At 68.9% G+C, this 23443-nt stretch carries 22 protein-coding genes; 8 read left to right on the top strand and 14 right to left on the bottom strand.

Annotated features, from left to right (window positions below):
- Nucleotides 1–85 precede the first annotated feature (85 nt).
- The 4 genes from ACIBH4_RS08240 to ACIBH4_RS08255 all read right to left on the bottom strand — a co-directional run bounded on the left by ACIBH4_RS08240 (nucleotide 86) and on the right by ACIBH4_RS08255 (nucleotide 5613).
- Nucleotides 86–901, bottom strand: coding sequence for a carbohydrate ABC transporter permease (locus ACIBH4_RS08240; protein ID WP_362502566.1), 816 nt, complete (start codon nucleotides 899–901; stop codon nucleotides 86–88).
- Complete coding sequence (locus ACIBH4_RS08245) at nucleotides 898–1776, bottom strand: sugar ABC transporter permease (RefSeq protein ID WP_362502569.1); 879 nt, start codon at nucleotides 1774–1776, stop codon at nucleotides 898–900. The genes ACIBH4_RS08240 and ACIBH4_RS08245 overlap by 4 nt, the downstream gene beginning before the upstream one ends.
- A gap of 221 nt (nucleotides 1777–1997) precedes the next feature.
- The gene (locus ACIBH4_RS08250; RefSeq protein WP_350943503.1) at nucleotides 1998–3302 is read right to left on the bottom strand and encodes an extracellular solute-binding protein; all 1305 of its coding nucleotides are present in this window, start codon (nucleotides 3300–3302) and stop codon (nucleotides 1998–2000) included.
- A 10-nt stretch (nucleotides 3303–3312) separates the two neighbouring features.
- Nucleotides 3313–5613 (bottom strand): TIM-barrel domain-containing protein, encoded by a 2301-nt coding sequence (locus tag ACIBH4_RS08255; protein WP_362763163.1) that lies wholly within the window; start codon nucleotides 5611–5613, stop codon nucleotides 3313–3315.
- Between the two features lie 204 nt (nucleotides 5614–5817).
- Between ACIBH4_RS08255 and ACIBH4_RS08260 the strand changes: the two genes are divergently transcribed.
- Nucleotides 5818–7932, top strand: a complete 2115-nt coding sequence (locus ACIBH4_RS08260; RefSeq protein ID WP_362763160.1) for a beta-galactosidase — start codon at nucleotides 5818–5820, stop codon at nucleotides 7930–7932.
- Here ACIBH4_RS08260 and ACIBH4_RS08265 read toward each other — a convergent pair.
- The gene (locus tag ACIBH4_RS08265; RefSeq protein ID WP_362763158.1) at nucleotides 7898–8389 is read right to left on the bottom strand and encodes an ABC transporter permease; all 492 of its coding nucleotides are present in this window, start codon (nucleotides 8387–8389) and stop codon (nucleotides 7898–7900) included. The two genes, ACIBH4_RS08260 and ACIBH4_RS08265, sit on opposite strands and share 35 nt — an antisense overlap.
- A gap of 220 nt (nucleotides 8390–8609) precedes the next feature.
- Complete coding sequence (locus ACIBH4_RS08270) at nucleotides 8610–9167, bottom strand: TetR/AcrR family transcriptional regulator (protein ID WP_362763155.1); 558 nt, start codon at nucleotides 9165–9167, stop codon at nucleotides 8610–8612.
- 70 nt (nucleotides 9168–9237) lie between these two features.
- On the opposite strand from ACIBH4_RS08270, the gene ACIBH4_RS08275 reads away from it, so the two are divergent.
- Genes ACIBH4_RS08275 through ACIBH4_RS08285 form a run of 3 tightly spaced genes read left to right on the top strand, consistent with a single transcriptional unit; the run spans nucleotide 9238 to nucleotide 13626 of the window.
- Nucleotides 9238–10176, top strand: a complete 939-nt coding sequence (locus ACIBH4_RS08275; protein ID WP_362763152.1) for an alpha/beta hydrolase — start codon at nucleotides 9238–9240, stop codon at nucleotides 10174–10176.
- Nucleotides 10169–11914, top strand: coding sequence for an ABC transporter ATP-binding protein (locus ACIBH4_RS08280; RefSeq protein ID WP_362763149.1), 1746 nt, complete (start codon nucleotides 10169–10171; stop codon nucleotides 11912–11914). The genes ACIBH4_RS08275 and ACIBH4_RS08280 overlap by 8 nt, the downstream gene beginning before the upstream one ends.
- A gap of 5 nt (nucleotides 11915–11919) precedes the next feature.
- Nucleotides 11920–13626 carry an ABC transporter ATP-binding protein gene (locus ACIBH4_RS08285; RefSeq protein WP_362763235.1) on the top strand — a complete coding sequence of 569 codons (1707 nt, stop codon included), beginning with the start codon at nucleotides 11920–11922 and terminating at the stop codon, nucleotides 13624–13626.
- Nucleotides 13627–13899: 273 nt separating this feature from the next.
- Here the strand turns inward: ACIBH4_RS08285 and ACIBH4_RS08290 are convergent, their stop codons facing one another.
- From ACIBH4_RS08290 to ACIBH4_RS08305, 4 genes are all read right to left on the bottom strand, one after another.
- On the bottom strand, nucleotides 13900–14310 hold the full coding sequence (locus ACIBH4_RS08290; RefSeq protein ID WP_362763146.1) for a type II toxin-antitoxin system VapC family toxin: 411 nt from the start codon (nucleotides 14308–14310) through the stop codon (nucleotides 13900–13902).
- Nucleotides 14307–14627 carry a prevent-host-death protein gene (locus ACIBH4_RS08295; RefSeq protein WP_362763143.1) on the bottom strand — a complete coding sequence of 107 codons (321 nt, stop codon included), beginning with the start codon at nucleotides 14625–14627 and terminating at the stop codon, nucleotides 14307–14309. The genes ACIBH4_RS08290 and ACIBH4_RS08295 overlap by 4 nt, the downstream gene beginning before the upstream one ends.
- A gap of 273 nt (nucleotides 14628–14900) precedes the next feature.
- Entirely contained in the window at nucleotides 14901–15569 is a 669-nt protein-coding gene (locus ACIBH4_RS08300) for a YdcF family protein (RefSeq protein ID WP_362763140.1), read from the bottom strand.
- Nucleotides 15570–16055: 486 nt separating this feature from the next.
- Entirely contained in the window at nucleotides 16056–16994 is a 939-nt protein-coding gene (locus tag ACIBH4_RS08305; protein WP_362763137.1) for a LysR family transcriptional regulator, read from the bottom strand.
- 132 nt (nucleotides 16995–17126) lie between these two features.
- Between ACIBH4_RS08305 and ACIBH4_RS08310 the strand changes: the two genes are divergently transcribed.
- Nucleotides 17127–18356, top strand: a complete 1230-nt coding sequence (locus ACIBH4_RS08310; RefSeq protein ID WP_362763134.1) for an MFS transporter — start codon at nucleotides 17127–17129, stop codon at nucleotides 18354–18356.
- Nucleotides 18353–18937 (top strand): cysteine hydrolase, encoded by a 585-nt coding sequence (locus ACIBH4_RS08315; protein WP_362763131.1) that lies wholly within the window; start codon nucleotides 18353–18355, stop codon nucleotides 18935–18937. The genes ACIBH4_RS08310 and ACIBH4_RS08315 overlap by 4 nt, the downstream gene beginning before the upstream one ends.
- A gap of 60 nt (nucleotides 18938–18997) precedes the next feature.
- Here ACIBH4_RS08315 and ACIBH4_RS08320 read toward each other — a convergent pair whose 3' ends face one another.
- The 3 genes from ACIBH4_RS08320 to ACIBH4_RS08330 all read right to left on the bottom strand — a co-directional run bounded on the left by ACIBH4_RS08320 (nucleotide 18998) and on the right by ACIBH4_RS08330 (nucleotide 20666).
- Entirely contained in the window at nucleotides 18998–19390 is a 393-nt protein-coding gene (locus tag ACIBH4_RS08320) for a hypothetical protein (RefSeq protein WP_362763129.1), read from the bottom strand.
- Nucleotides 19391–19863: 473 nt separating this feature from the next.
- Nucleotides 19864–20286, bottom strand: a complete 423-nt coding sequence (locus ACIBH4_RS08325; protein WP_362763126.1) for a hypothetical protein — start codon at nucleotides 20284–20286, stop codon at nucleotides 19864–19866.
- Nucleotides 20283–20666, bottom strand: coding sequence for a hypothetical protein (locus tag ACIBH4_RS08330; protein ID WP_362763123.1), 384 nt, complete (start codon nucleotides 20664–20666; stop codon nucleotides 20283–20285). Before ACIBH4_RS08330 ends, ACIBH4_RS08325 begins: the two co-directional genes overlap by 4 nt.
- A 175-nt stretch (nucleotides 20667–20841) precedes the next feature.
- On the opposite strand from ACIBH4_RS08330, the gene ACIBH4_RS08335 reads away from it, so the two are divergent.
- Entirely contained in the window at nucleotides 20842–22143 is a 1302-nt protein-coding gene (locus tag ACIBH4_RS08335) for a hypothetical protein (protein ID WP_362763120.1), read from the top strand.
- A gap of 127 nt (nucleotides 22144–22270) precedes the next feature.
- On the opposite strand, the gene ACIBH4_RS08340 is transcribed toward ACIBH4_RS08335, so the two are convergent.
- Nucleotides 22271–22435 carry a hypothetical protein gene (locus ACIBH4_RS08340; RefSeq protein WP_362763118.1) on the bottom strand — a complete coding sequence of 55 codons (165 nt, stop codon included), beginning with the start codon at nucleotides 22433–22435 and terminating at the stop codon, nucleotides 22271–22273.
- Between the two features lie 78 nt (nucleotides 22436–22513).
- Between ACIBH4_RS08340 and ACIBH4_RS08345 the strand changes: the two genes are divergently transcribed.
- Nucleotides 22514–23434: an alpha/beta fold hydrolase gene (locus tag ACIBH4_RS08345; protein ID WP_362763116.1), complete on the top strand. Its 921-nt coding sequence runs from the start codon at nucleotides 22514–22516 to the stop codon at nucleotides 23432–23434.
- The last annotated feature ends 9 nt before the right edge of the window (nucleotides 23435–23443 follow it).

Raw genomic sequence — 23443 nt, forward strand, 5'->3', positions numbered from 1 at the left:
GAGTCCGAGAGATTCTCCTGCCTGCGCGGCGGGGAGTCACCACGCCAGCGCACGGCGTCGAGGTCGAACGGGAGACGGGGTGCGGTCATTTGACGGCGCCCACGGTCACGCCGCGGGTGAGGGTCCGCTGGAAGATGAGGAAGAAGGCGACCGCGGGCAGGATGCCGAGCAGCGCCGAGGCGCTGGACATCGTGGCGTCCATCATCTTGTCCCCCTGCAGCACCCCGAGCGCGACCGGGACGGTCTGGTTCTCGTTGGAGATGAGGAAGACGAGAGGCAGGAAGAACTCGTTCCAGGTCCAGATGAAGAAGAAGACGAGCAGCACGCTCAGCGTCGGCCTGCTGATCGGCACGACGACCTGCCACAGGGCCCGCCATTTGCCCGCGCCGTCCAGGGCCGCCGCCTCCAGGATCTCGCGCGGGAAGCGGCCGAGCACCGAGGCGAGCAGGTACGTCCCGAAGGCGCTCTGGATCACCGTGAAGATGATGATCACACCGAGCCTGGTGTCGTACAGGCCGACCTGCTTGGCCAGGTAGTACAGCGGGTAGACCAGCGCCTCCTGCGGCAGCGTGTTCGCCACCAGGAAGAGGACCAGGATCCACACCCGTCCGCGCACCCTGCCGATGCCGAGCGCGTAGGCGTTGAGCACCGACAGGACCGTGGCGAGCACCGCGACCGAGCCGCTGATCAACAGGCTGTTCCACAGCTTGCCGCCGAAGTCGACCCGGTTCCAGAAGTCGACGATCCCGTCGAGATACAGCTCGCTCGGCAGGCCCAGCGGCCCTCCCGAGGAGTAGTCGGCCGGGGATTTCACCGCGTTGAGCGTGACGATGGCGAACGGCACCAGCATCGCGACGGCCAGAACGACCAGCGAGACCAGGACCGAGTATTTCCGGATCATGATTCCCTGTCCTGAACCCGCAGGAAGAACACCGTCACCGCGATGATCACGAGGGTGAGCACGGTGGCGATCGCCGCCCCGTACCCGACGTTGGCCTTCTCGAAGAAGTTCTGGTAGCTGAAGTAGGACGGCACGAGCGTGGCACCGCCGGGACCGCCCCTGGTCAGCACGAAGATCGGCCCGAAGACCTTGAGCGCGGCGATCGTGCAGGTGAGCAGGACCACGTAGATCTCCGGCCGGATCTGCGGGATCGTGATGTGCCAGAACCGCCGCCACCACGAGGCGCCGTCCATCTCGGCGGCCTCGTACAGCGCGGGATCGACCCGCTGCAGCCCCGCCATGAAGATGACGACCGGGTAGCCGATCTGGAACCACACCATGATCGCCATCACGCTCGGCAGCGCCCAGGCCGGGTCGCCGAGCCAGTTCCTCGGCTCCATCCCCAGCAGCCCGAGCAGCTCGTTGAGCGCCCCGAAGCGCGGGTGCATGATCCAGCCCCAGACGATCCCGGCCACCGCGACCGGCAGCACCTGCGGCAGGTAGTACGCGGCCCGCAGCACGCCGGCCGCGCGGGGACCGACCTTCTTGCCCACGTAGTCGAAGAGCGTGGCGGCCAGGACGAGGCCGATGAGCGTCGGGACGATCGCCATCGCCACGATGAGCGCGACGTTGTTGCGGAAGGAGGACCAGAACCGCTCGTCGGCGAGGAGGCGGGTGTAGTTCTCCAGCCCGATCCACCTCGGGTCGCCGATCCCCTGCCAGCGGGTGAAGCCGATGCCGACGTTCATCAGGAACGGCACGACGATGACCGCGGTGAAGAGCACGGCGCTCGGCAGCAGGAACACCCAGTACCCACGGTCGCGAGACCTCGGCATCGGAGGTCTCCTTTCTCTGTTCTGTGCGTACGACTTTCTCTGTTCCGTGCGCACGCTCTGCTCCGTGCACATGTCCCGCGCACGTGTTCTGTGTTCTGCGCGCACGCTCTGTTCCGTGCGCCGCTCTGCTTCGTGCGCTGCTCTGTGCGCGTGCCGCGTGTTCGGTACGCGCGGCCCGCGCCGTGACACCGTGATCGTCACGGCGCGGGCCGTGGGAGGGGTCAGTTGCCGATGTCGGCGAGGTTCTCCTCGTACGGAGCGGCGATCTCGTCCAGGACCGCGTCGGGGGTCTTGGTGCCGTTGATGAGGTTCTGCACACCCGAGACGAGCACGTCGTAGTAGCCCGGCGCCGGCCAGTCGGGGTAGAAGGCCAGCCCGTCGGAGGTCGAAAGCCTGTTGAAGTTCTCGATCAGCTCCTTGCTCTTCTCGTCGGTGATCGCGTCCGTGTCGGCGGCGACCGGGATGCCGCCGGAGTTGCCGAGCAGGTTCTGGATGTCCTTCTTCATCGTGATGTCGATGAAGTCGTAGGCGAGATCCTTGTTCTTGGCGTTCTCGGGGACGACCCAGATGTTGCCGCTGGATCCGGCGCTCATCGTGTTGCCCGGCCACAGGAACGAGCCCCACTCGAAGTCCTTGACGTCGCTGGCGAAGCGGCCGTACCACCAGCTGCCGGAGACCAGGATCGGATACTTGCCGCCGATGAAGGAGGTGCCCATGTCCTCGGCCTTGATCGCGGCGGAGTCCTTGTCGACGTAGCCCTTCTTGACCCAGTCGGCGAAGGTGTCGGCCGCGTACTTGAACTCGGGCCCCTTGAAGTCGACCTTGCCCTTGTAGAGCTGGAAGGCGTCCACCCACGGTCGCTGCGCCTTGCTCAGCGCGAGCTGGTAGAAGATCTGCTGCGCGGGATACTCGGCGCCACCGACCGCGATGGGAGTGGTCCCCGCCTTGACGAACGTGTCGAGCGCGGCGGTGAACTCCTCGAAGGTGGTGGGCACCTCGACGCCCGCCTTCTTGAAGGCGTCCTTGTTGTAGTAGACCATCACGTACTCGGCGTAGTTGGGGACGCCGTACCACTTGCCCCCGCCCATCACGCCGCGCTCGTCGTACCTCGCGGTCGTCTGGATCGAGGGGCTGAGCAGCTTGTCCCAGCCGCGCTTGGTCACCTCGGGGGTGAGGTCGGTGAGCAGACCCTGCTTCGACAGCAGACCGGCCGTGGCGTTGCCCTTGTTGTACTCCATCACGTCGGGGGCCTCGTCCGAGTTGAGGATCATCCCCGCCGACTGGCGGATCTGCTCGAACGCCTTCTCCTCGAACTTGACCGTCACGCCGGGGTGCGAGGCCTCGAACTGCTTGACGGCCTCGGCCCACGCCTTGCCCATCGCGCTGTCGGCGCCCTCGTAGTGCCAGAGCTTCAGGACGCGGGGCCCCTCCGCGGCGGGGGTGTCCGCCGCGGGTTCGGTGCCGCCGCAGGCGGCGAGCGCCATGAGCGCCGCCACCGCGGCGACACCGACTTTCAGGTTGAACATGGTCTGTCTCCTAGATGGTGGTGATGACGATCGGGATGTCGGCCCCCACCAACTCGACGCCCGCGATCCGCGCGCTCCCCGAGACGGTCACCCGCAGGCCCTCCCCCTCGGGAGCCGCGGTGATCGTGGTGTCCCCGTCGAGGTCGGAGACGGTGGTACGGGTCTCGCCGGTGTCGGCTCCGACTCCGTACGCGACCAGGGTGATCTCCCCGAACGGCCCGTCCCCGACGGTCCCGCCCTGCTGGGTGAGAACGGGGACGACGGCCCCGCGCCGGACGTACAGCGGGACGCGGTCCAGTGGCGTGGCGGCCGTGACGTACCGGCCGCCGGACAGGACCTCGCCCGTCCAGTGGTCCACCCACTCCCCCTCGGGCAGGTAGACCTTCCTCACCTGCTCGGGTGAGGTCATCGGCGCCACCAGCAGGTCGCGGCCGAGGAGATACTCCAGGTCCGCCTGCCAGGCCACCGGGTCGTCCGGGTAGTCCACACACAGCGCCCGCATCATCGGGGCCCCGGTCCTGGCCGCCTCGACGGCCGCCGTGTAGATGTACGGCATGAGCCGGTAGCGCAGCCTCAGCGCCTCGACCGCCTCCGCCTCGACCTCGGGAAACTCCCACGGCTCCCTGCTGGTGGTGCCGTGCAGGCGCAGCAGCGGGGAGAGCGCGCCGAACTGGGTCCACCTGACGTACAGGTCGTCGGTGGGGCGGCCGGTGAACCCGCCCGCGTCGTGGCTCCAGAACGGGACGCCGGACAGGCCGTGCGCCAGCCCGCCGCGCAGCGTGCTGCCCATCGCGGCGTAGCTGGTGTAGGTGTCGCCGCTCCACTGCGCCGAGTGCCGCTGCCCGCCGAGGAACGACGAGCGTGCCCAGACCATGCCGTGCCCCGCGATCTCCTTGGTCACCTCGGAGACGGCGTCGTTGAACAGCAGCGTGTAGACGTTGTGCAGGTCGGTGCCCGACATGCCGTTGGCCGCGACCGCGTCGTGCGGCACGCCCTCGGCGAAGTCGGTCTTGAAGACCTGGACTCCCTGTTCGAGCAGCGGGCGCAGCAGCCCCTTGAACCACTCGGTGGCGGCCGGGTCGGTGAAGTCGACGATGCCGCAGGCCGGGTAGGAGCCGTGCCAGCAGTCTGCGACGTAGACCTCACCGTCAGGCTTTTTCAGGAAATATCCACTCTCCGCCGCTTCCGCGAAGATCGGGCTGAGGTGGGAGATGTACGGGTTCATCCACAGGCAGACCTTGAACCCCATCTCCTTCAGCTCGGCCAGCATGCCGGTGGGGTCGGGGAAGCCTTCGGCGTCCCAGCGCAGGTCGGACCAGTGGCCGTCGGTCTGCCAGTACGTGTCCAGGTGCAGCACGTCGCACGGGATGCCGCGCTCGCGGATCCTCCGCGCCCTCGCCATCACCCGCTCCTGGGTGTCGACGAAGAACCCCGAGGAGATCCAGGTGCCGAACGCCCACTTCGGCGGGAGCATCGGCCGGCAGGTCAGCAGGTCGAACCGGTCCAGCACCTCCGACGGCGTCGGCCCGGCGATCACGTAGTAGTCGATCAGGTCGTCCGGGACCACGATCTGCACGCAGCTGTGCGTGGACTGGCACACGTCGAACTCCACCGGCGTCCCGCTGTCCACCAGCACGCCGTAACCCCTGCTGGACAGGTAGAACGGGATGTTCTTGTACGCCCGCTGCGATTCGGCGCCGAACGCGTCGAAGTTCCACATCACCGGCCGCTGGCCGCGCTTGTCCAGCCGGGTGAACGACTCGCCGAACCCGCTGAACGCCTCGTCGGCGGGGGCCACGAAGCTCTCGTGGTAGCCGACCACCGCGCCACCCGAGCTGGAACGGCCGAACGGCAGCGTGCGCAACCTGCCGCTGATGTCGGTGTGCCCGCGGTCCTGCTCAAGCAGCGGCGCCCCGCTCGCGTCGGTGAACCTCAGGTGCCAGGGAGCCAAAGTGATCTCCGCCCGCAGCGAGCCCGCGTCCAGCAGGATCGTCTCTTCGCGGCTCTCCACCCGCGCCCCGGCGAACTCGCCCGGCGTGACCATCGGGATCGCCTCGGCCGACCGGGTCCGCGCGTCCGCGTCCTGCCCGAGCCGGACCCGGATCACCCCCTCTCCCGCCACACTCAACTGGACCAGAAGCGTCTCCTCGGCGGATGTCACGGCCTTCAGGATCACCCCTGCCGCATCGGAGGCGACCGGCTCAGCCGAGATCAACGCCGACAGGCCCCCCTCACCGTGCGAGCGTACGGGCAGCTCAGGCGGGTCGGCGACGAAGTACTCGTGCGCGACCAACGGGGGACGGTAAGGCATGGGAACTCCAGCGCTCGGGTCTGCTTCTGCCGAGTTAGTTTTACGTCCAAACCAACAAACGTCAATGCCCCCACCCGCCGGACTCCGCCCGCCCACCCCCTCGCACGGGTCGTTCGCGGGCGAAGGGAGCCGGGGCCGTCCTCTTGAGCGGATCCCGCCGCGCGTGGATAATTAGTTTAGTTTCCATCCAAACAAAGGGGAGCCGTGGACTGGTCGGAACGGCTTGGCGGGCTGTGGTACGGCGGGGACTACAACCCCGAGCAGTGGCCGGAGGAGGTCTGGAAGGAGGACGTCGAGCTGATGCGGCGGGCCGGGGTGAACCTGGTCAGCGTCGGCGTGTTCTCCTGGGCACGGCTGGAGCCCGCACCCGGCGTCCACGACTTCGGCTGGCTCGACCGCGCCCTCGACCTGCTGCACGACGGCGGGATCCGGGTCAACCTCGCCACCCCGACCGCCTCGCCGCCCCCCTGGTTCGGCCTCGCCCACCCCGACGCCCTCACCGTCACCCACGACGGCACCCGCCTCACCCACGGCAGCCGCGACACCTACTGCGTGCACTCCCCCGCCTACCGCGCCGCCTGTGCCGGGATCGCCCGCACGCTCGCCGAACGCTACCGCGACCACCCGGCGCTCGCCATGTGGCACGTGCACAACGAGTACGGCACCACCTGCCACTGCGACCACGCCGCCGACGCCTTCAGGACCTGGCTGCGGGCGCGGTACGACATCCTGGAGGCGCTGAACGACGCCTGGACCACCTCGTTCTGGAGCCAGCACTACTCCGCCTGGGAGCAGATCACCACCCCGCGCGCCACCCAGTACCTGCCCAACCCCTCCCACGCCCTGGACTTCCGGCGGTTCGTCTCCGACGCGATGCTCGACCACTTCCGCGAGCAGAAGGCGATACTGCGCGAACTCACCCCGGACGTTCCGATCACCACGAACTTCGTCCTCGGCGACTGGGTGCCGGTGAACCACCGCCACTGGGCGGCCGAGGTCGACCTGGTGGCGATCGACCACTACCCGTCCACCGACCCGCCCGCCGAGACCGCCTTCGCCGCCGACCTGGCCCGCGGCTGGGCCTCCTCTCCCACGTACGCCTCGGCGCGAGGCTCAATCGAGGCGGCGTACGACCCGGCGCACGACTCACCCGGTCCGACGCATGGCACATCCGGCGGCCGGGCGCACGGCCCGACCACCGCAAAGCCCTGGCTGCTGATGGAACAGGCGGTGGTCACCTACACCGGCCCCCGGATGCGCGCCAAGCGCCCCGGTGAGATCACCAGGCTGAGCCTGTCGCACATCGCGCGGGGCTCGCGGGGGGTGATGTTCTTCCAGTGGCGGGCCTCCCGTGGCGGCGCCGAACTCTGGCACGGCGGCATGGTCCCGCACGCCGGACCCGACTCGCGGATCTTCCGCGAGATCTGCGACCTGGGCGCCCTGCTGCCCACGCTGGAGGACGCCTGCGCGGCCCCCGTCGAGGCCGGGGCCGCGATCCTCTGGGACGACGAGGCGAACTGGGCGCTCCAGGCCCCCGGCCTGCCCTCCACCGAACTGAACTACACCGAGGCCGTCCGCCAGGCCCACCGGGTCCTCTACCGGCACGGCGTCACCGCCGACCTCGTCCACCCCTCCGCCGACCTGTCGGCCTATCCGCTCGTCCTCGTCCCCAGCCTCTACCTGATCTCCGACGCCGACGCCGACAACCTGCGCCGCTACGTCACGGACGGCGGCACCCTCGTGGTCTCCTACCTCAGCGGCATCGCCGACGAACACGCCCGCGTCCGCCTCGGCGGCTACCCCGGCGCCCTCCGCGACCTGCTCGGCATCCGCGTCGAGGAGTTCCACCCCCTGCCCCCCGACATCGCCCTCACCCTGTCCGCCCCGTTCTCGAACGGATCCGGCCCGCGCCCAGCCAACCCCGTACCCCATCAGGCCGAAACCCCCACGCGGTCCCGCCCCGGAGCCGGCACCTTCGCCTCCGGCCAGGTCGAGACCGGCACCTTCTGGAGCGAGCACGTCCACCTGGAGGGCGCCGAAGCGCTGGCCGTCTACACCGGTCCGCACCCCCCGCTCTCCGGCCAACCCGCGATCACCCGCCGCCCGTACGGCTCCGGCACCGCCCTGTACATCTCCACCCGCCTGACCGACGCCACCTACGCCCGCCTGCTCGGCCTGTCCCCGACACCGATGGAACTCGTACGACGCGGCGACTGGCTCTTCGCCGTCAACCACGACGACAAGGAACACGAGATGGACGGCCTGCGCTTGCCTCCCGGCGGTTTCACCGTACGAACACGCCCCAACCTGAGGCCTTGACCTGGTGTCCTGCGGACCGGTGATTCATCGTCAGATCCTGTGCGAACTCTTTTCCGGTGAGCCGGTGTGTCGACAAGGTCCGAAGTCGGAGCCGTCGGTGCTCTCCGATGAGGAGCGCACGGTGCCGGGACGGTGGATGCGGCGAGTGAACTCGGCTCAGGACACCGCACACCACCGAGGAATCCCCGCCAACGACCGGCGAAAGTCGCACTTTGCGGTTGTAGAGCCAGAGCGCGAGCGGGGCGAATACGATCGTCGTGACACCTGAGAGCGCGAGGACGAGCGCGATATCCCCTGCGTCGGGCACGCCATCGAGGAGACTCCGCGCCGCATCGACGAGGAGCGTCACCGGGTTGACGGTCACGAACTCCCGCACCCAGGTCGGCATGGTCCCCGGCGGCGCGAACGCCGAACTCACGAAGGTCAGCGGGAGGAGAATCAGGGTGGACGCCCCCATGACCGCAGCCGGAGCCCGCGCGGTGAGTCACGTCCATGCCTCCTTATGGTCTGGCGCGGGGCCGTCGGCCGTTTCACGATGCGAGTACGTACGCCCGATCCTGGTCGATCCGCACCTGTACCTGGTCGGACACGGCCACTTTCCAGTCGATGCCATATCAGGCCAGCTATCGAAATGCGGGCTAGTACTACAGTTGTAGTGCCAGCCCGGCCTCGCGTCCTCATTGGAAGGACGGCAGGACCATCTCCACCAGCGCGTCGACGTCGTCGTCGACCATCGGCTCGCCGGTCATGCCCATTCGATGGAGCAGGGTCCCGACGACGACGTCGATGAAGAACAGAATCCGGTGCTCCGGCTCACCGAGCGCGTCCTGGAGCGCGAGCCTATAGGGGTCCTGCAGCCGCGAGGAGAGGATCTCGCGCAGCTCCGGATCGCTGACACCGTCACTGAACACGCCCGCGAACGCGTCGCCCACCCCCGGCTCGCCGATCTTGCCCGCGATCCAGCGGATGGCCGAGGACATGATCTCGGCCCGGCTGGCACCCTCCTGCGGCACCGGGCCGAACGCGTCGAGCAGGCAGTCCACGATCAGCGCCCCCTTCGTCGGCCAACGACGGTAGATCGTCGTCTTCGCGATGCCGGCCGCAGCGGCGATGCGCTCCACCGTGGCACGCGCGTAGCCCAGATCCTGGACCGTGCTGAGCGTCGCGGCGAAGACCACGTCGTTGATGCCGGAACGCGGACGGCCAGGCGGCCGGGCGGGCGTGCTCGAAGTCATGCTCGCATGATACCGAGTTGGGCTACCGTAGGTTTCGAAACTAAAGGTATCGGAACATGAGGAGAGGTCCATGAACGACATCACCGCGATGCGGCGGCCGGCGGAGCCGGACTGGTCCACAGTGACGGCCGAGGAACTGATCGCCTTCCGGGAAGCCGAGAACCGCGTCCGGGCATCCACGGCGGCACGGGTGATCACCGGAGAGCCGGACTCCGGTGCCACGATCGGCTGGCAGCAGGTGGCGCTGCCCGGCCGCGAGCTCCCCGTCCGGGTGTACCGCCCCTCGGCCACAGGCGCCTTGCCCCTCGTGATCCACGTGCACGGAGGCGCCTTCGTCGGCACGGCCGCGCAGAGCGACTGGGTCAACAGCCACCTCGTCGCCCACCTGCCGGCGGTCGTCGTCTCGGTCGAGCACCGCCTCCTCGACTGGGAGACACCGCTGTCCGCCGCCGCCGACGACGGCTGGGATGTGCTCCGGCACGTGGTGGAGCACGCCGGGACGTGGGACATCGATCCGGCCCGCGTCGCCGTCTTCGGCGAGAGCTGCGGCGGGTTGATCAGCGCGCTGGCGGCCATCAGGGCCAGGCGGGCCGGCCTGGGACTGCGGGCGCAGGTGCTGGTCAACCCGGCGGTCGACGTGACCTCGACGTCCTGGACGTACGACTCGACGACCCAGTACGCGGACACGCCCACCCTGTCCGTGCCGCAGCTGCGGTTCTTCCAGCGGCTGGCCATCCCCGAGGGTGCCGACGCCCGCGCGCTGTCGCCGCTGTATGCCGACGATCTGAACGGGCTGGCTCCGGCGCTCGTGGTGGTGCCGACTTCCGACCCGATCGCCGACCACGGCCGCCACTACGCCGAGCGGCTCCAGGAGGCCGGGACTCCCACGCGGCTCAGCGAGTACCCAGGGGCGGGGCACGCGTTTCTGAGCATGCCGGGCATGGCGCCCCAGGCGACGCCCGCGCGGACGGAGATCCTCGCCTTCCTGCGGGAGTCCCTCGGTGAGTGACACCCGGGCGGACTCGGGCACTGTGGCCGGGCTGTTGCGCCCGCACGCCGGCAGTTTCGCCGCCCTGGTGACCCTGCAGGTGATCGGCGCCGTGGCGGGCCTGGCGCCGCTCCTGGCGGTGGCCGAGCTGGGGCGCGCCTTACTGTCGCCCGACTCGGTCGATCGCGCTCATGTCTGGTTCGTGGTACTCGCTGGCGTGGCCGGGCTGCTGGTCCGGCTGCTGTTCACCGCCGCATCGTCGGGGATCGGGCACCTGCTCGACGGCCAGGTGCAGCTGGCCTTCCGGCGGCGGCTGGCCGCGCACCTGGGCCGCGTCCCGATCGGGTGGTTCTCCCGGCGCAAGACGGGTGAGCTGGCCAAAGTGGTGGGAGAGGACGTGAGCGCGGTGCATCCGTTCATCGCACACACGCCCGGCGAGCTGGTCTCGGCGTTCGTGGTGCCGCTGGTATCGCTGGTCTACCTGTTCATGGTGGACTGGCGGCTCACACTTATCACGTTGATCCCGGTGCTGCTGGCTGTGGCGCTGGTTCCCTTGATGATGACCTCGGCGCGGCAGCGGGAGCAGCGCGAGTTCGATGCGGCCATGGGGCGGATCGCCGGCTCGGTCGTGGAGTTCGTGCAGGGCATCGCGGTGGTCAAGGCGTTCGGCGGGGCCGGGCGTACGCACCGGAAGTTCCTGACGGCCACGGACGAGTTCGCCGACATGTTCCTGCGGTGGGCGCGCGGGCTGGCGCCGATCGCCGCCGGGATGCAGACGGCTCTGGCGCCACCGTTCGTGCTGCTGGTCGTGCTGGTCGGCGGAACCGTCCTGATCGCAGGCGGCGGCATGGCGCCGCCCGACCTGCTGCCGTTCCTGCTGATAGGCCTGGGGCTGACCGCTCCGGTGGCGGCGCTGGGGCACGGATTCGACGACATGCAGGCGGCCCGGCGCGCGGTCGGCCGGATCAGGGACGTGCTGGCGGTGGAGCCGCTGCCCGAGCCTGACCGCCCGATCGCGGCGCGCGGGCACCGGGTGGAGCTGCGGGACGTGCACTTCGGCTACAACGCCGACCGCAGGGTGCTGCGCGGCATCGACCTGATACTCGAACCCGGCACGATCACCGCGATCGTGGGTCCCTCGGGCAGCGGCAAGTCCACGCTGGTCCAGCTGCTGCCCCGGTTCTTCGACCCGACCCACGGCTCGATCACCCTGGGCGGCGTCGATCTGCGCGAGCTCGGCAGCGGGCAGCTCTGCCGGACGGTCTCCTTCGTCTTCCAGGACGTCCGCCTCCTGCGTGCCTCCGTCGCCGACAACATCGCGCTGGCGGTCCCGCATGCCGACCGTGACCAGGTGGTCAGGGCCGCCAAGCTGTCCAACATCCACGACCGGATCCTGCAGCTGCCGCGCGGCTACGACACGATGCTCGACGAGGAGGCCGGGCTGTCGCGCGGTGAGGCGCAACGGATCGCCATCGCCCGCGCGCTGCTCGCCGACACCCCCGTGCTGGTGCTGGACGAGGCGACCGCGTTCGCCGACCCACAAACCGAGCAGGCGGTACGGCACGCGCTGGCCACGTTGCAGGGCGATCGCACCATCGTGGTCATCGCCCACCGTCTGGAGACGATCGCTGACGCCGACGCCGTCGTGATGTTGGACGACGGAGCGATCGTCGAGCGCGGCACACCCGCCGAACTGCTGAGCCAGGACGGCAGGTTCGCCGCGTTCTGGCGATCCCGCCGAGGAGACGAGCCCTGGTGATCCGCATGCTACTGCGAGTCCTGGGACACCAGTACGCGCAACCGGTGCGCCACACCGTGGCCCTGATGACGGCGACCGCGGTCGTCGAGGGCCTGTCGTACGCCCTGCTGGTCCCCGTGCTGCGTGCCCTGTTGGACAACGACGCCGCCGCCGCCCGTCCCTGGCTGATCGCGTTCGGCGCGGCGGTCGCGGTCTACGCCGTGCTCCGCTACGTCAGCGACCTGTCCGGGTTCCGTGTCGGAACCACGTTGCTGCGTGGCACGTACCGGCGGCTCGGTGACCATCTGGCCCGCCTGCCCATCGGCTGGTACGGCCCCGGCCGCGTCGGCGAGGTGTCGCTCCTGGCCAGCAGGGGCGTACTGCAGGCGATGAGCGTGCTCGCGCACGTGCTGGCGCCGTACGTCTCCGCCGCCGCGACTCCCCTGACCATCGTCGCGGTGATGCTCGCCTTCAACTGGCAGCTGGGGCTGGCCGCGCTGCTCGCCGTGCCCGTCGTGGCGGGGATCCAGCTCTGGACGGGACACGCCACGGCCGCTGCCGACGCGGAACGCCACTACCGCGACCAGCGAGCCGCCGGTCGGGTCATCGAGTACCTGCAAGCCCAACCGGCGCTGAGGGCAGGCGGCCGTACCGTCGAGCGCTTCGGCCTGCTCGACGACTCCCTGCGCGGGCTCCAGCGTGCCTCCCGCCGCTCCATGCTGTCGGCGCTGCCCGGCATCCTCGGCCTGTCCATCACGGTGCAGGCGATCCTCACCGCGCTACTGATCCTGGGCACGTACCTGGCGCTGGACGGCACCATCGGCCCAGCCGAGGTGCTCACCATCCTGGTCCTGGCCACCCGATGCGCCGACCCCCTCCTCTCTCTCGGCGATATCGGCGGACGGCTCCGCAACGCCGGCGCCGAGCTGACAAAACTCGACACGCTCCTGCGCACCCCGCCGCTCCCCGAACCCCGCGAGCCGATCGAACCGGCCCGGCACGACCTGGAGTTCGACTCCGTCACCTTCCGCCACGGCGACCGCACGGTGATCGACGACTTCTCGCTGGTCCTCCCCGAAGGCCGGCGACTGGCCGTCGTCGGCCCCTCAGGTGCGGGCAAGAGCACCTTGCTGCAACTCCTGGCCCGCTTCCACGACGTGGACACCGGCGCGATCCGCATCGGCGGCACGGACGTCCGCGCCATCGACACGCAGGCGCTCATGGCCCGGATCGCCGTCGTCTTCCAAGACGTCTACCTCTTCGACGGCACCATCGAGGACAACATCCGGCTCGGCCGCGCCGACGCCACCGAAGCCGAGGTCCGCGCGGCGGCGACCGCGGCCCGCCTGGACGAGGTGATCGAACGCCTGCCGGACGGCTGGGCCACCACCGTCGGCGAGGGCGGCACCCTGCTGTCGGGCGGCGAACGCCAGCGCGTCTCCATCGCCCGCGCCCTGCTGAAAGACGCCCCCATCGTGCTGCTGGACGAGGTGAGCTCCGCCCTCGACCCGGTGAACGAAGCGGCCGTCCACCTGGGCATCGAACGGCTGATGGTGAGCAGGACAGTGGTGATGGTGACGCACCGGTTGCATACCGTGCGCAACGCCGACCGCATCGTCTTCCTCGACGGCGGCCGGGTGGTGGAAGAAGGCACGCACGACGAACTGCTCCGCTGCGGCGGCCGCTATGCCGCCTTCTGGGACATCTCCATGGCGCCGGCAGCGCCTGAATAGGGGGCGATATCCACTCGGGTCAACGCACGACGGGATCGCGAACTCCCGGCGCATACCGAGGCGGGCGAGCTTCTTCCCAGCCTCGCCGCAAGGTGTCACCTCATCCGGTCTGCCCGTCGGTGGCGGCGCGTTTCTCTACGTGGCCGCGGTCGTGGATCTGTACTCGCGCCGACTGGCGGGCTGGTCGATCGCCGCCATCTAAAGTGAGCCAGAGCCCGGTTTTTGGTGCGACAGGGCGTGGCCGACGATTCCCCGGCACCTCCATACGCCGCCTCACCGGGGCCGGGTGACCGGGACCACCGTGAGCAAGTGGTCCAAGCCCTTGAAGTCCTTCGGGTTGCAGGTGTAGAGGGGGAGCCGGTGCGCGATCGCCACGCAGGCGATCATCAGGTCGGCTGTTCGGGGGCGGGGTTTGCGGCCGGAGGCGATGACGGCGGTCCACAACTGGCCGTACTCGCGGGCGGCGTTGTCGTCGAAGGGCAGCGGGTCGAACTCGGCCTCGGCGGTTTGCAGGATCCTCATCCGCTGGGCGAGTTCCTGCGCTCCGCCGGCCGTCAGTACGCCGACCGACAGCTCCGCGGTGGTGATGGCGCTGATCATCATCTCGTCCGGCAGCTCATCGGGGTCGATTCCAGCGCGCAGGATGAGGATGTTGGTGTCGAGCAACCCTTGAACGGGGGTCATTCCCCGCCCTCCGCGAACTCGCCTCTGCCGTAGGCGCGGTCGAAGGGGTCGTAGAGGTCGTCGTTGACGTGCCGGTCCATGTCCTGGCGGTACTTTCGGTCGTCCAGGAGCGGCATGCCACGGGACACGGCGGCGAACTCGGCCCGCGAGACGGCCCGGCGCTGGCGACGGAAGGGAACCAGATCGCCGATGTGGTGGCCGTTACGTGTGACGGCGTACCGCTCTCCACGTTCCAGTCCATCCATGATCTCCGCTGACCGGTTGCGCAGATCGCGCTGGGAGATCTGGTGGGAGTGGTCGGGCTCAGGAGTGCTCACTCATCAACTCTAACTCCGCGTGCTACCTGGTGCCACTTGGTAGCACCAGGGTGTCGCCCCTCGACACGGTGACTCCGTCCTGGAGATCGGCAGCCGTGAGAGAACCGTACGGATCATCGGCAAGACTTACGATCATGAAGATGCGGGTCGAATTCGGATTGACCAGGCGTGCCGCGCGGCCGATCCGGTGCCCTGCCGGTTGAAGCGGGTCCGGAGGCCGGCTGATCCACGACGTCGCGCGTGGATCAGTCGATCACCTGCCCGTTCGGCGAGTCAGGATGTGAGGAGCCTGCTGTCGAATCCGGTGCGGAGAAGAGCCTGGTAGGCGTCATGGACCTCTCCTGGAACGGGCTGCTCGATGGCGTAGCCGAGCTTGGGGTACTCGATCACACGCTGGAGATCGCCGACGAGCATGTCGATGACCAACTTCGGATCGCCGATCGAGCTGACGTAGTCGTCCAGCTCAAGCGGCTCGGAGGCGCACACCACTTCGGCCTCGGGCCATACCTTCCGCGCCGTGGCATACGCTCGGCGCTCCATGTACGGCTTGGAAATCAGGAGTACCGAACCAGGCTGGATACCCGCATCGGCCAGTACCTGGCGGGACAGACGGATGTTCTGGCCGGTGTTGGTCGCGTTCGGTTCCAGCAGGATCGCCTCGCCGGGCACGCCGAGTTCGAGCGCGTACTCGCGGTAGTGGACGGCCTCGCCACGCGGGAAACGTGCTGCGGTGGTTGGGCTGGTGGCGCCGGAGAAAACGAGCAGTGGGAACCATCCGGTGCGGTACAACTCGACCGCCGCACGCGCGACCCCAAGGTCGTGGCTGCCCAGGCCGATGGCCGCATCACACCGGCGCAGGTCGTGGTGCATCTGGTGGTAGTCCCAGATGGTGCGAGCCTGCCGCCACTGCTCGTCGGTGATGACCTGCTGCTTGACACTCACTCGGCTGCTCCCTGATCGCCGTGGCAGAGGAAGACGGTGGTTCTCCCTCTGGATGGTTCGCTGGATGCCCTCGATACTGCGCAGTTGGTGCGCGAGCCCGTGCTGTGCGGCCTCGCGTGCGGCACGGTCGAGGACCATCAGCCCATCATCCACAGTGGCCCGGCCGGAAAGCAGGATGTGCCCGTAGATAGAGGTGGGCCTGGATGCGCCCACGAGGGCCGTCATCAGGCAGCTGGGTGTGCTCACAGATGGGCCCGTCGTTCAGGAAGCTGTCACCAAGTACACGCGAGTTGTGTTAGGCCAGGTAGAGGCCCGGAATCCGCTGTTGATCCGGGGTTCCTGAGCTGAGTCGGCAGTTCACAACTTCGATCACCGTCAAGGCGTATGAGGTGTGCGGAGGGGGAGAGCCGGAGCGTGTTGATGGCCAGGCCTGCCCCGAGCCACTGTCGGTCGATCCGGCCACGATGATCGCGGACGCGGCGGCGTTCAGCGCCGAATCACCCAGCCCGGCGCCCAGGTCCCGGCAGCGTCGTGGCCGGCCGCTACGGCGGCGGCGAGGTGGGCGCGGAGGGTGGCCAGCGCCGGGTGGGGGTTGTCGCGACGCCACAGGAGCGAGTGCGGGTAGACGGGCGTCGGGTCGGTCACCGGGATGCGGCGCAGGCCGTGGTCGACGGGCCAGGCCAGGCGGGTCTGCTCGCCCATGAAGGTAGCCAGGGCCGGGGTGTCGGCGATGGTGTCGAGGAGCGCGTCGGAGCCGAAGTTGGGGCCGGTCGCCTCGATGGTGAGACCGAACTCGGCGACGAGATCGTCGTAGTAGGCGGCCCACTCGGTACCGGGGACGATGCCGGGCATCCAGATCCGGTGCCCGGCGAGCTGAGCGACGGTCACCGACCGGGCGCCGGCCAGCGCGTGGGCGGGCCCGGTGAGGAGCTGGAGCACCTCGTCGAGCACCCAGACGGACTCGATGTCCTCGGGAAGGGGCCGACCGGGCACGGCGACGGCACGGAAGGACGCGTCGATCGCACCGGACCGAATGGCGGCGAGGGCCGTCTCGATGTCGAACAGCATCACCACGTCGAGCTCGATCTCGGGGTGCGCGCGGTGGAAGCCGCGCATCAGGCCCGACGCCGCGCTGCGTGAGGCGATCACGTCGACGCGCAGCGGACGGCTGCCGGGGCGCACGGACGCGACCGCGCGCTCGGCGACGCGCAGCAGTTCGCGCGCGTGGGGCAGGAACGCCTGCCCGTCGATGGTGAGCCGGGCCCCGCGCGCGGTGCGGGTGAACAGCCGCACCGCGAGGTCCTTCTCCAACCCGGCGATGCGCTTGGAAACGGCCTGCTGAGTGATCGACAGATCTGCGGCGGCGTGCTGGAACTGGCCGGTGTCTACGACGGCGACGAACGTGCGCACAGCGTCTAGATCCACACTGACTGACCTTATTACACAACTTACGGTTGTGTGACTTCGATCGTCTGGTTGTTTGACCTGCCTACTGGCTGCGCGTTTTGATCTCTCAAATCAATGTGTGGTTGTTTTCTAGAGATGGCGGGGTGCGCGTTGGGAAGGTCGCTGGGGCGGCGGTTCAGGTGGTTCTGGGCCGCGTACGCGGTCAGCACGTTCGGCACACGGTTCGCGTTCGACGCGTTCGCCCTGATCGCGATTCTCGCTCTGGACGCAGGGCCTACCGAGGTGTCGGTGCTGGCCGCTGCGGGACTCGCGGTCGGGGCGGTGGTCGCGGTGCCGCTCGGGCCGTGGGTGGAGTTCCGGCGCAAACGGCCAGTGATGATCGCGATGGACCTTATCCGGTTCGCGGCGCTGATGAGCGTTCCCGCCGCCTACGTGCTCGGCTGGCTGAGCTTCGCTCAACTCCTGGTCGTGGCGGTCGTTGTCGGCGCGGCCGACATCGCCTTCACCGCTGCGAGCGGAGCGTGTCTGAAGGCGCTCGTCCGGTCCGAGGACCTGCTCGTCGCGAACGGGCGGTTCGAGGCCACGGCCTGGACCGCCACCGCGCTCGGGCCGCCGCTCGGTACCGCCGCGATCGGGCTGGTGTGCCCGGTGACGAGCGTGGCGGCCAACGCGGTCAGCTTCCTCCTCTCGGCCGCGGGGATCCGCGCCATCGGCGGGCGGGAGCCACGTCCCGCGCGAACCGCCGCACCGCCCCGGCCCGGAGCCGGCGACCTGCTGGAGGGATGGCGGTACATCCTCGCCAGCCCGGCGCTGCGCCCGTTGTTCTTCAACACGGTCCTGGTCAGCGGCCTGATCATGGCAGCCTCGCCGTTGCTCGCCGTCCTCATGCTCGGTGACCTCGGGTTCGCCCCCTGGCAGTACGGCCTCGCCTTCGGCGTCCCCTGCGTCGGCGGCCTCATCGGCTCGCGACTGGCCCGCCCGCTCCTCGCACGGTTCGGACAGCACAGGGTCATGCTCACCGCCGGGACGCTGCGCGCGTGCTGGTCACTCGGATTGGCCTTCATCGGCCCCGGCCCCGCCGGGCTCGTCCTCGTCATCGCCATCGAACTCGGGCTGATCACCTGCATGGGCGTGTTCAACCCGGTATTCGCCACCTACCGGCTCGAACAGCTCCCCTCGGACCGGATCGTCCGCACGCTGTCCGCCTGGTCGATCACCAGTAAAGCCACCATCGCGGCCATGACCGGACTGTGGGGCCTGCTGGCCGGCCTCACCAGCCCCCGCGCCGCGATCGCGATCGCCGGTCTCCTCCTTCTGGCGACCCCGCTCCTCCTCCCCCGACACGACCGCACGCCACTGGAAAGGCAAACACTCGCATGAGCATCACCCCCGCACACACCGCCCTGCTCGTCATGGACTATCAGCCCGCGCTCCTATCGCTGCTCCCCGAAAGCGACAGTGAAGCCCTGCTGGGACGCATGGAAAAGGTGATCGCCGACGTTCGCGCCAAGGGCGGCACCGTCGCCTATGTCCGGGTCGGCTTCACCGAGGCCGACTGGGCTGCGATCCCGCCTGCCAACAGGTCTTTCGCACCGATCGCCCAGCACCGTCTCATGCACCACGCAGACCCTGACACCGCTGTCCACGAACGTCTCGCTCCCCAGGACGGAGACATCATCGTGCGTAAGATCCGTCACGGAGGCCTGTCCAGCACCGACCTCGATCAGCGGCTGCGCGAACACGGCATCACCACTTTGATCATCGCGGGCATCAGTACCAGCGGCGTCGTCCTGTCCACCGTCCTCGACGCGGCCGACCGCGATTACCAGCTCTACATCCTGGCCGACGGCGTCGCCGACCCTGACCCCGAAGCGCACGACGTCCTGCTCCGTCAGGTCTTTCCCTCACGGGCCCGCATCCTCGAAACCGCCGAGTTGCACACCCTCCTGCGGGCTGACTGACGCCAGCCGCGACTCCTGAGGAGGTCCCCAGCCCCAAAAGAGTCATTTCGTTAGCAGTTCTCAGCGCTGCCCGGGTTGAGCCTGCGGGGGCATCTGGGTCGGCCACGGGTTGGGCGGGGCAGCGGGCGCATGGGGTGGCTGCCCCGAACCGAAGGGCGCCGGGGGGAAGGAGACGGGGACGGCAGACGGCGAAGCCCGGACCGAGTCCCGGCTACGGGCCCCCACCGCAACGGAGACGCTCGCGATCTCGAGAGCGAGCCCGCCCATGCCGAGGAGGATCGGGGTCTGCACGCCGTCCTCGGTGCCGCAGATCTGCACCGGCTCCTTCCCGATTTTCGTGGCCCGGCATTGCCACCCGGTGGCGTCGTCCATGTCCCACAGGGCGGCATAGCCGAGTACCGCAAAGCCGGAGACCATCAGGAGAATCTGCAAGGTGCGAGCTATCGGCGACATGATCCGCCACCATATCGGGCGCGTGCCCCTGGACGGTGCGACGCAGGAAGACCCGTGCTCGCGTCGAGGTCGGGCCACTCCACGCGCAGGTGCTGCAGGACGGCGACGGCGGTGGACCGCCGGGTAACGGCGCTCGGCCGGTCGTCCGCCGGTGTGTCGTAGGACGAAATCACGATCAGCTCCTCTCATCTACTTGAGAACGCGACTCCGGGGTCACTGAGGTCGGCGGGTACGGGCGATCGGCCGCAATGGCTACGAGCTGCGCGGCGCCCTGGGGCGAGATTCGCCAAAGGTCGAGTTCTATCTGTTGCATGCGGTCCCACAGCTCAGCGGCGCTGTCCGCGTAGACCGCACGGAAACATGCCGGATCCCTGCAGTCCCAGGCTTCGAATCGCCGGTATCTAAGACTCCACCAGACCAGCCATCCGTACGCGTACGCCTGCACCTGCTCGGCGGCCAGCACCGCGTCGGCGTCAGCGCGGGTCGACATGCTCTGCCAGGATCACGTCGGCCAGCAGCGGCAACTCGCAGCCCAGCTGCGTGGTGAGGGGGCGAGCGCGCAGGATCTCGTAGTGCTCGGCGAGCCGTTCGGCGGCCGTGGCTACGTCCGAGGCGGCGCTGAGCAGATGGTCGCCGGATCCGTCGAGCTCAGGGCTGGTCCACCAGAAGTTCTCACCGTCGCTGTAGGCCAGGAGCCCGCGGTAGACGGACACGATGGCGTTGCCGGAGCGGAACTCGTGGATGTCAGCCGAGATGCCATGGGCGCGATCCAACTCGATGACCAGTTCTTCGGCGCGGAGCCAGGCAGTGGTCGACGGCGCGGCGGCGTGCACCGGGGAAGGGAGACCACCGCGCCTGCTCATGGGAGTGTCGCTCCGCTGTGGGACCGCGTTCATGCCGTGGCCCCTCGCCGGTACGGTTCGCGCCGCCAGGGCGGGGAGGTGGTGTCCGGCGAGCGGCCCCCGCCATAGGCGTCGGTGACCGTCACCGGCCGCGCGTGACGGCCGGGCCGAACCTGGGGCGGGGTGGCGGTTGGGTGAACCCTCAGCGGGCGCGACGGCGCCGCCGGTAGCCGACCGCTCAGGCCCAGACGCCGCCGCGCGGCCATCCGAGCGCACACCTGCCGGGACGTGGGCTGCTCCCACAGGTGGTCACGACGATGCGGCAGGCTGTGCGCCTCGTAGGCATAGGGGGCGTGCCCGCACCACCGGCAGCCCAGCGGCAACGGCGGGGAATCCGCGTTCCAACGGATCCGGATGGCTCTAACCTTGGCCATGGATCAGGACTCACTTCCTGGTCAAGGGGCCCGTACGGCGTATCAGCGCCTGCGGGCCCCGTTGCTGTTACATCTCCTTCCATCACAACGCTGCGTAATCCCTCCGGCACAGATGCGTTTGGAGGACACTGGGGGCGACAAGACCTCCCCCAACTGCGGCGAAGAGGTGTACGTGATGGCCGCTGATCTCCCCGCGTGGGCCGTACGACTCCGCGAGGAGCGACGCAACCGGCTGTGGACCCAGCGCGAGATGGCCCGCCGACTCGTCGAGGCGGCCGACGAGGAAACCCGCAACCATCTGCCCACCCGAGAGACCATGATCCGTCGGATCAAGGCGTACGAGGCCGGGCACAACCGGCCCGGCGATCCGTACCGCGTGCTGTACGCACGAGCATTCGGTATCCCCGAGGCCGAGCTGTTCGCCGATCCGCAGGATGCCTCTGCCTCTGAGCACCCGACCCGAGGTAGCCTCGCTTGGAAGGCGTCAGATGGAGACGACATGGAACGCCGACGACTTCTACAGCTCGCCGCCGCCGGAATCGGAATACTCGGCCTTTCCGGCGAGGCGATTCGCCAACTGCTCGACCTGTCCCTTGCGCACGATTTCCGCAGTGCCGAGGAGTGGGAGCTGACCTGCGGCGATCACCTCTACGCGCTCCGGACCCGACCTCCCGCACAGGTGGCGGCCGACCTCATCATCGATCTGCTCCTGGTTCGACGGCAGTTGGAAACGTCGGCCCCCGCCGAGGTAGCCGGGTTGCATAGGACCATGGCCGCGCTTTCGGCCGTCCATGCCAACGCGCTGACCCGCCTGGGCGACCATGGGGCCGCCGTCCGCTGGTGGCACACGGCCCGCCACGCGGCTGATGCGTCCGGGAATCGAGAACTCCGTCTGCTGGTCCGTGCGGAGGAGGCAGGCCACGGACTCTACGGGCAGCGAGCCCCGGGGACGGTTCTCCGCCTCGTTCACGACGCGAAACAGATCGCCGGCGGGCCTTCCGTCGACCTGATGACCACCCGGGCCAAGGCCCTCTCCCTGCTCGGCAGACACGATGAGGCGCTCGGAACGCTGAACGCTCTTCTCGACCTGGCGGCAAAAGGCGTCACCGGAGACTCCCTCGGCTTCTGGAAAGCGAATCAAATCCATTTCACCGAGAGTTGGGTCTACGCCAGTGCGGGCGACGCGGCCAGGGCGGACACGGCTCGGGCAAATGTGCTCAAGCTGACCGGCGACTACCAATACCAGGCCAACGTCGCACTCCACGAGGCACTCTGCATGATCGTTAAGGGGGACATCGACGAGGGCTCGCGACGGGCGACGACGGTGATAGCCCCCCTTGCACCCGCCTACCGCAGCCACCACATCATCGAAACCGGGAAAATACTGCTACGCGCCGTACCTCGCGATCAGCAAGACCGCCCTGCTGTCGGCGATTTTCACGAAGTGCTGAACAGCGAGGTCTCGAAAAGTGCGTGAACAAATAGCTTTTCGAGCATCCTCGCGCTATCCATCAGTCTCGACCTGGACCGGCACAGTGCCGCCAGGCAGCAAGGTCAGTAGGGGCTGATTGTTGCGAACTCGAACGAGAGCGTGACGACGCGGCTCAGCCAAGCAGGTTCTTCGCGAAGATCCAGTCCAAGCCGTCCTCGTCGGCGATGTCGAGATTTTCAGCCCGTACCAGGCCAGCGCGCACCGTCACCCGTTGAGAGGCGGTGTTGGCCGGGCACACACGGGCGATGACGGGCAGATCGGGAACGCGTTCCGTCACCCGCTCAACCACCGCGGTCGCGGCCTCGCCGACTACTTGTTAGGATACGACTGTATCCATTCGGGAGATGAGGTCACCATGCGAATGCCTGACCGGCCGTCCGCCTTCACCAGCGACTCTGCCCGTGACAAGTACTACGCCGTCTATGACCGAGTGCTCGGCGAGCTGTGGCCGGTGCCGGTGGACGCCATCGACGTGAAGACCCGCGCCGGCATTGTGCGGATCCACCGGGCCGGGCCCGTCGAGGGGGATCCCGTGGTCCTCCTGGCCGGTGCCGGCGGGAACGCGCTGGCCTGGTACCGCTACATCGAGCCGCTGGCGCGCACGCGCCCGGTCCTTGCCGTCGACCCGCTCGGCGAGCCGGGCCGCTCGGTTCAGAGGCGGCCGCTCGCGACCGGTGCCGAGGTCGGCGGCTGGGTCACCGACGTACTGGCCGCAGTTGGAGCCGAGCGCGCGCACGTGGCGGGTTTCTCTGCCGGCGGCTGGGCCGCGGTGGAACAGCAACTCGGCGGGGGCGGCCGGGTCGCGGCGCTGACGCTGGTGGACCCGGGCGGCTTCGCGCCGTTGCCCAGGCGGTTCATCCGCTGGGCCCTTGCCGGCGCCATCGCCTCCATGCTTCCTCGTACGTTGCGACACCGCATGGCCGGCGTAGTGGACAACGGGGTGCTGCGCGAGGATGGGCTGGTGGAGCTGATGCGGGCCGGCTGGTCCTTCCGCCGGCGTGTGCCCATCCCGCCCGCCTACACCGACGAGCAGATACGCGAGGTGCCCGTGCCCGTGCAGGTACTGCTGGGCGCCCGCAGCGCACTGCTCGACGCGCAGGCGCTGGCCGCGCGGCTGGCCGACATCGCGCCGTCCTGGCGCGTGGAGATCGTGCCCGGCACCGGACATTCGCTGCCCGTCGAAGCTCCGGACCTGGTCGCCGAGCGGATCCTCGCCTTTCCCGGCCAGACGCGGCCCGGGACCGCAACACCGAAGCACAGCACGAACGACAGGTAGGAAACGGGC

Origin of the sequence: Streptosporangium sp. NPDC050284 (assembly GCF_044459525.1) — a bacterium.
Classification (GTDB): Bacteria; Actinomycetota; Actinomycetes; order Streptosporangiales; family Streptosporangiaceae; genus Streptosporangium.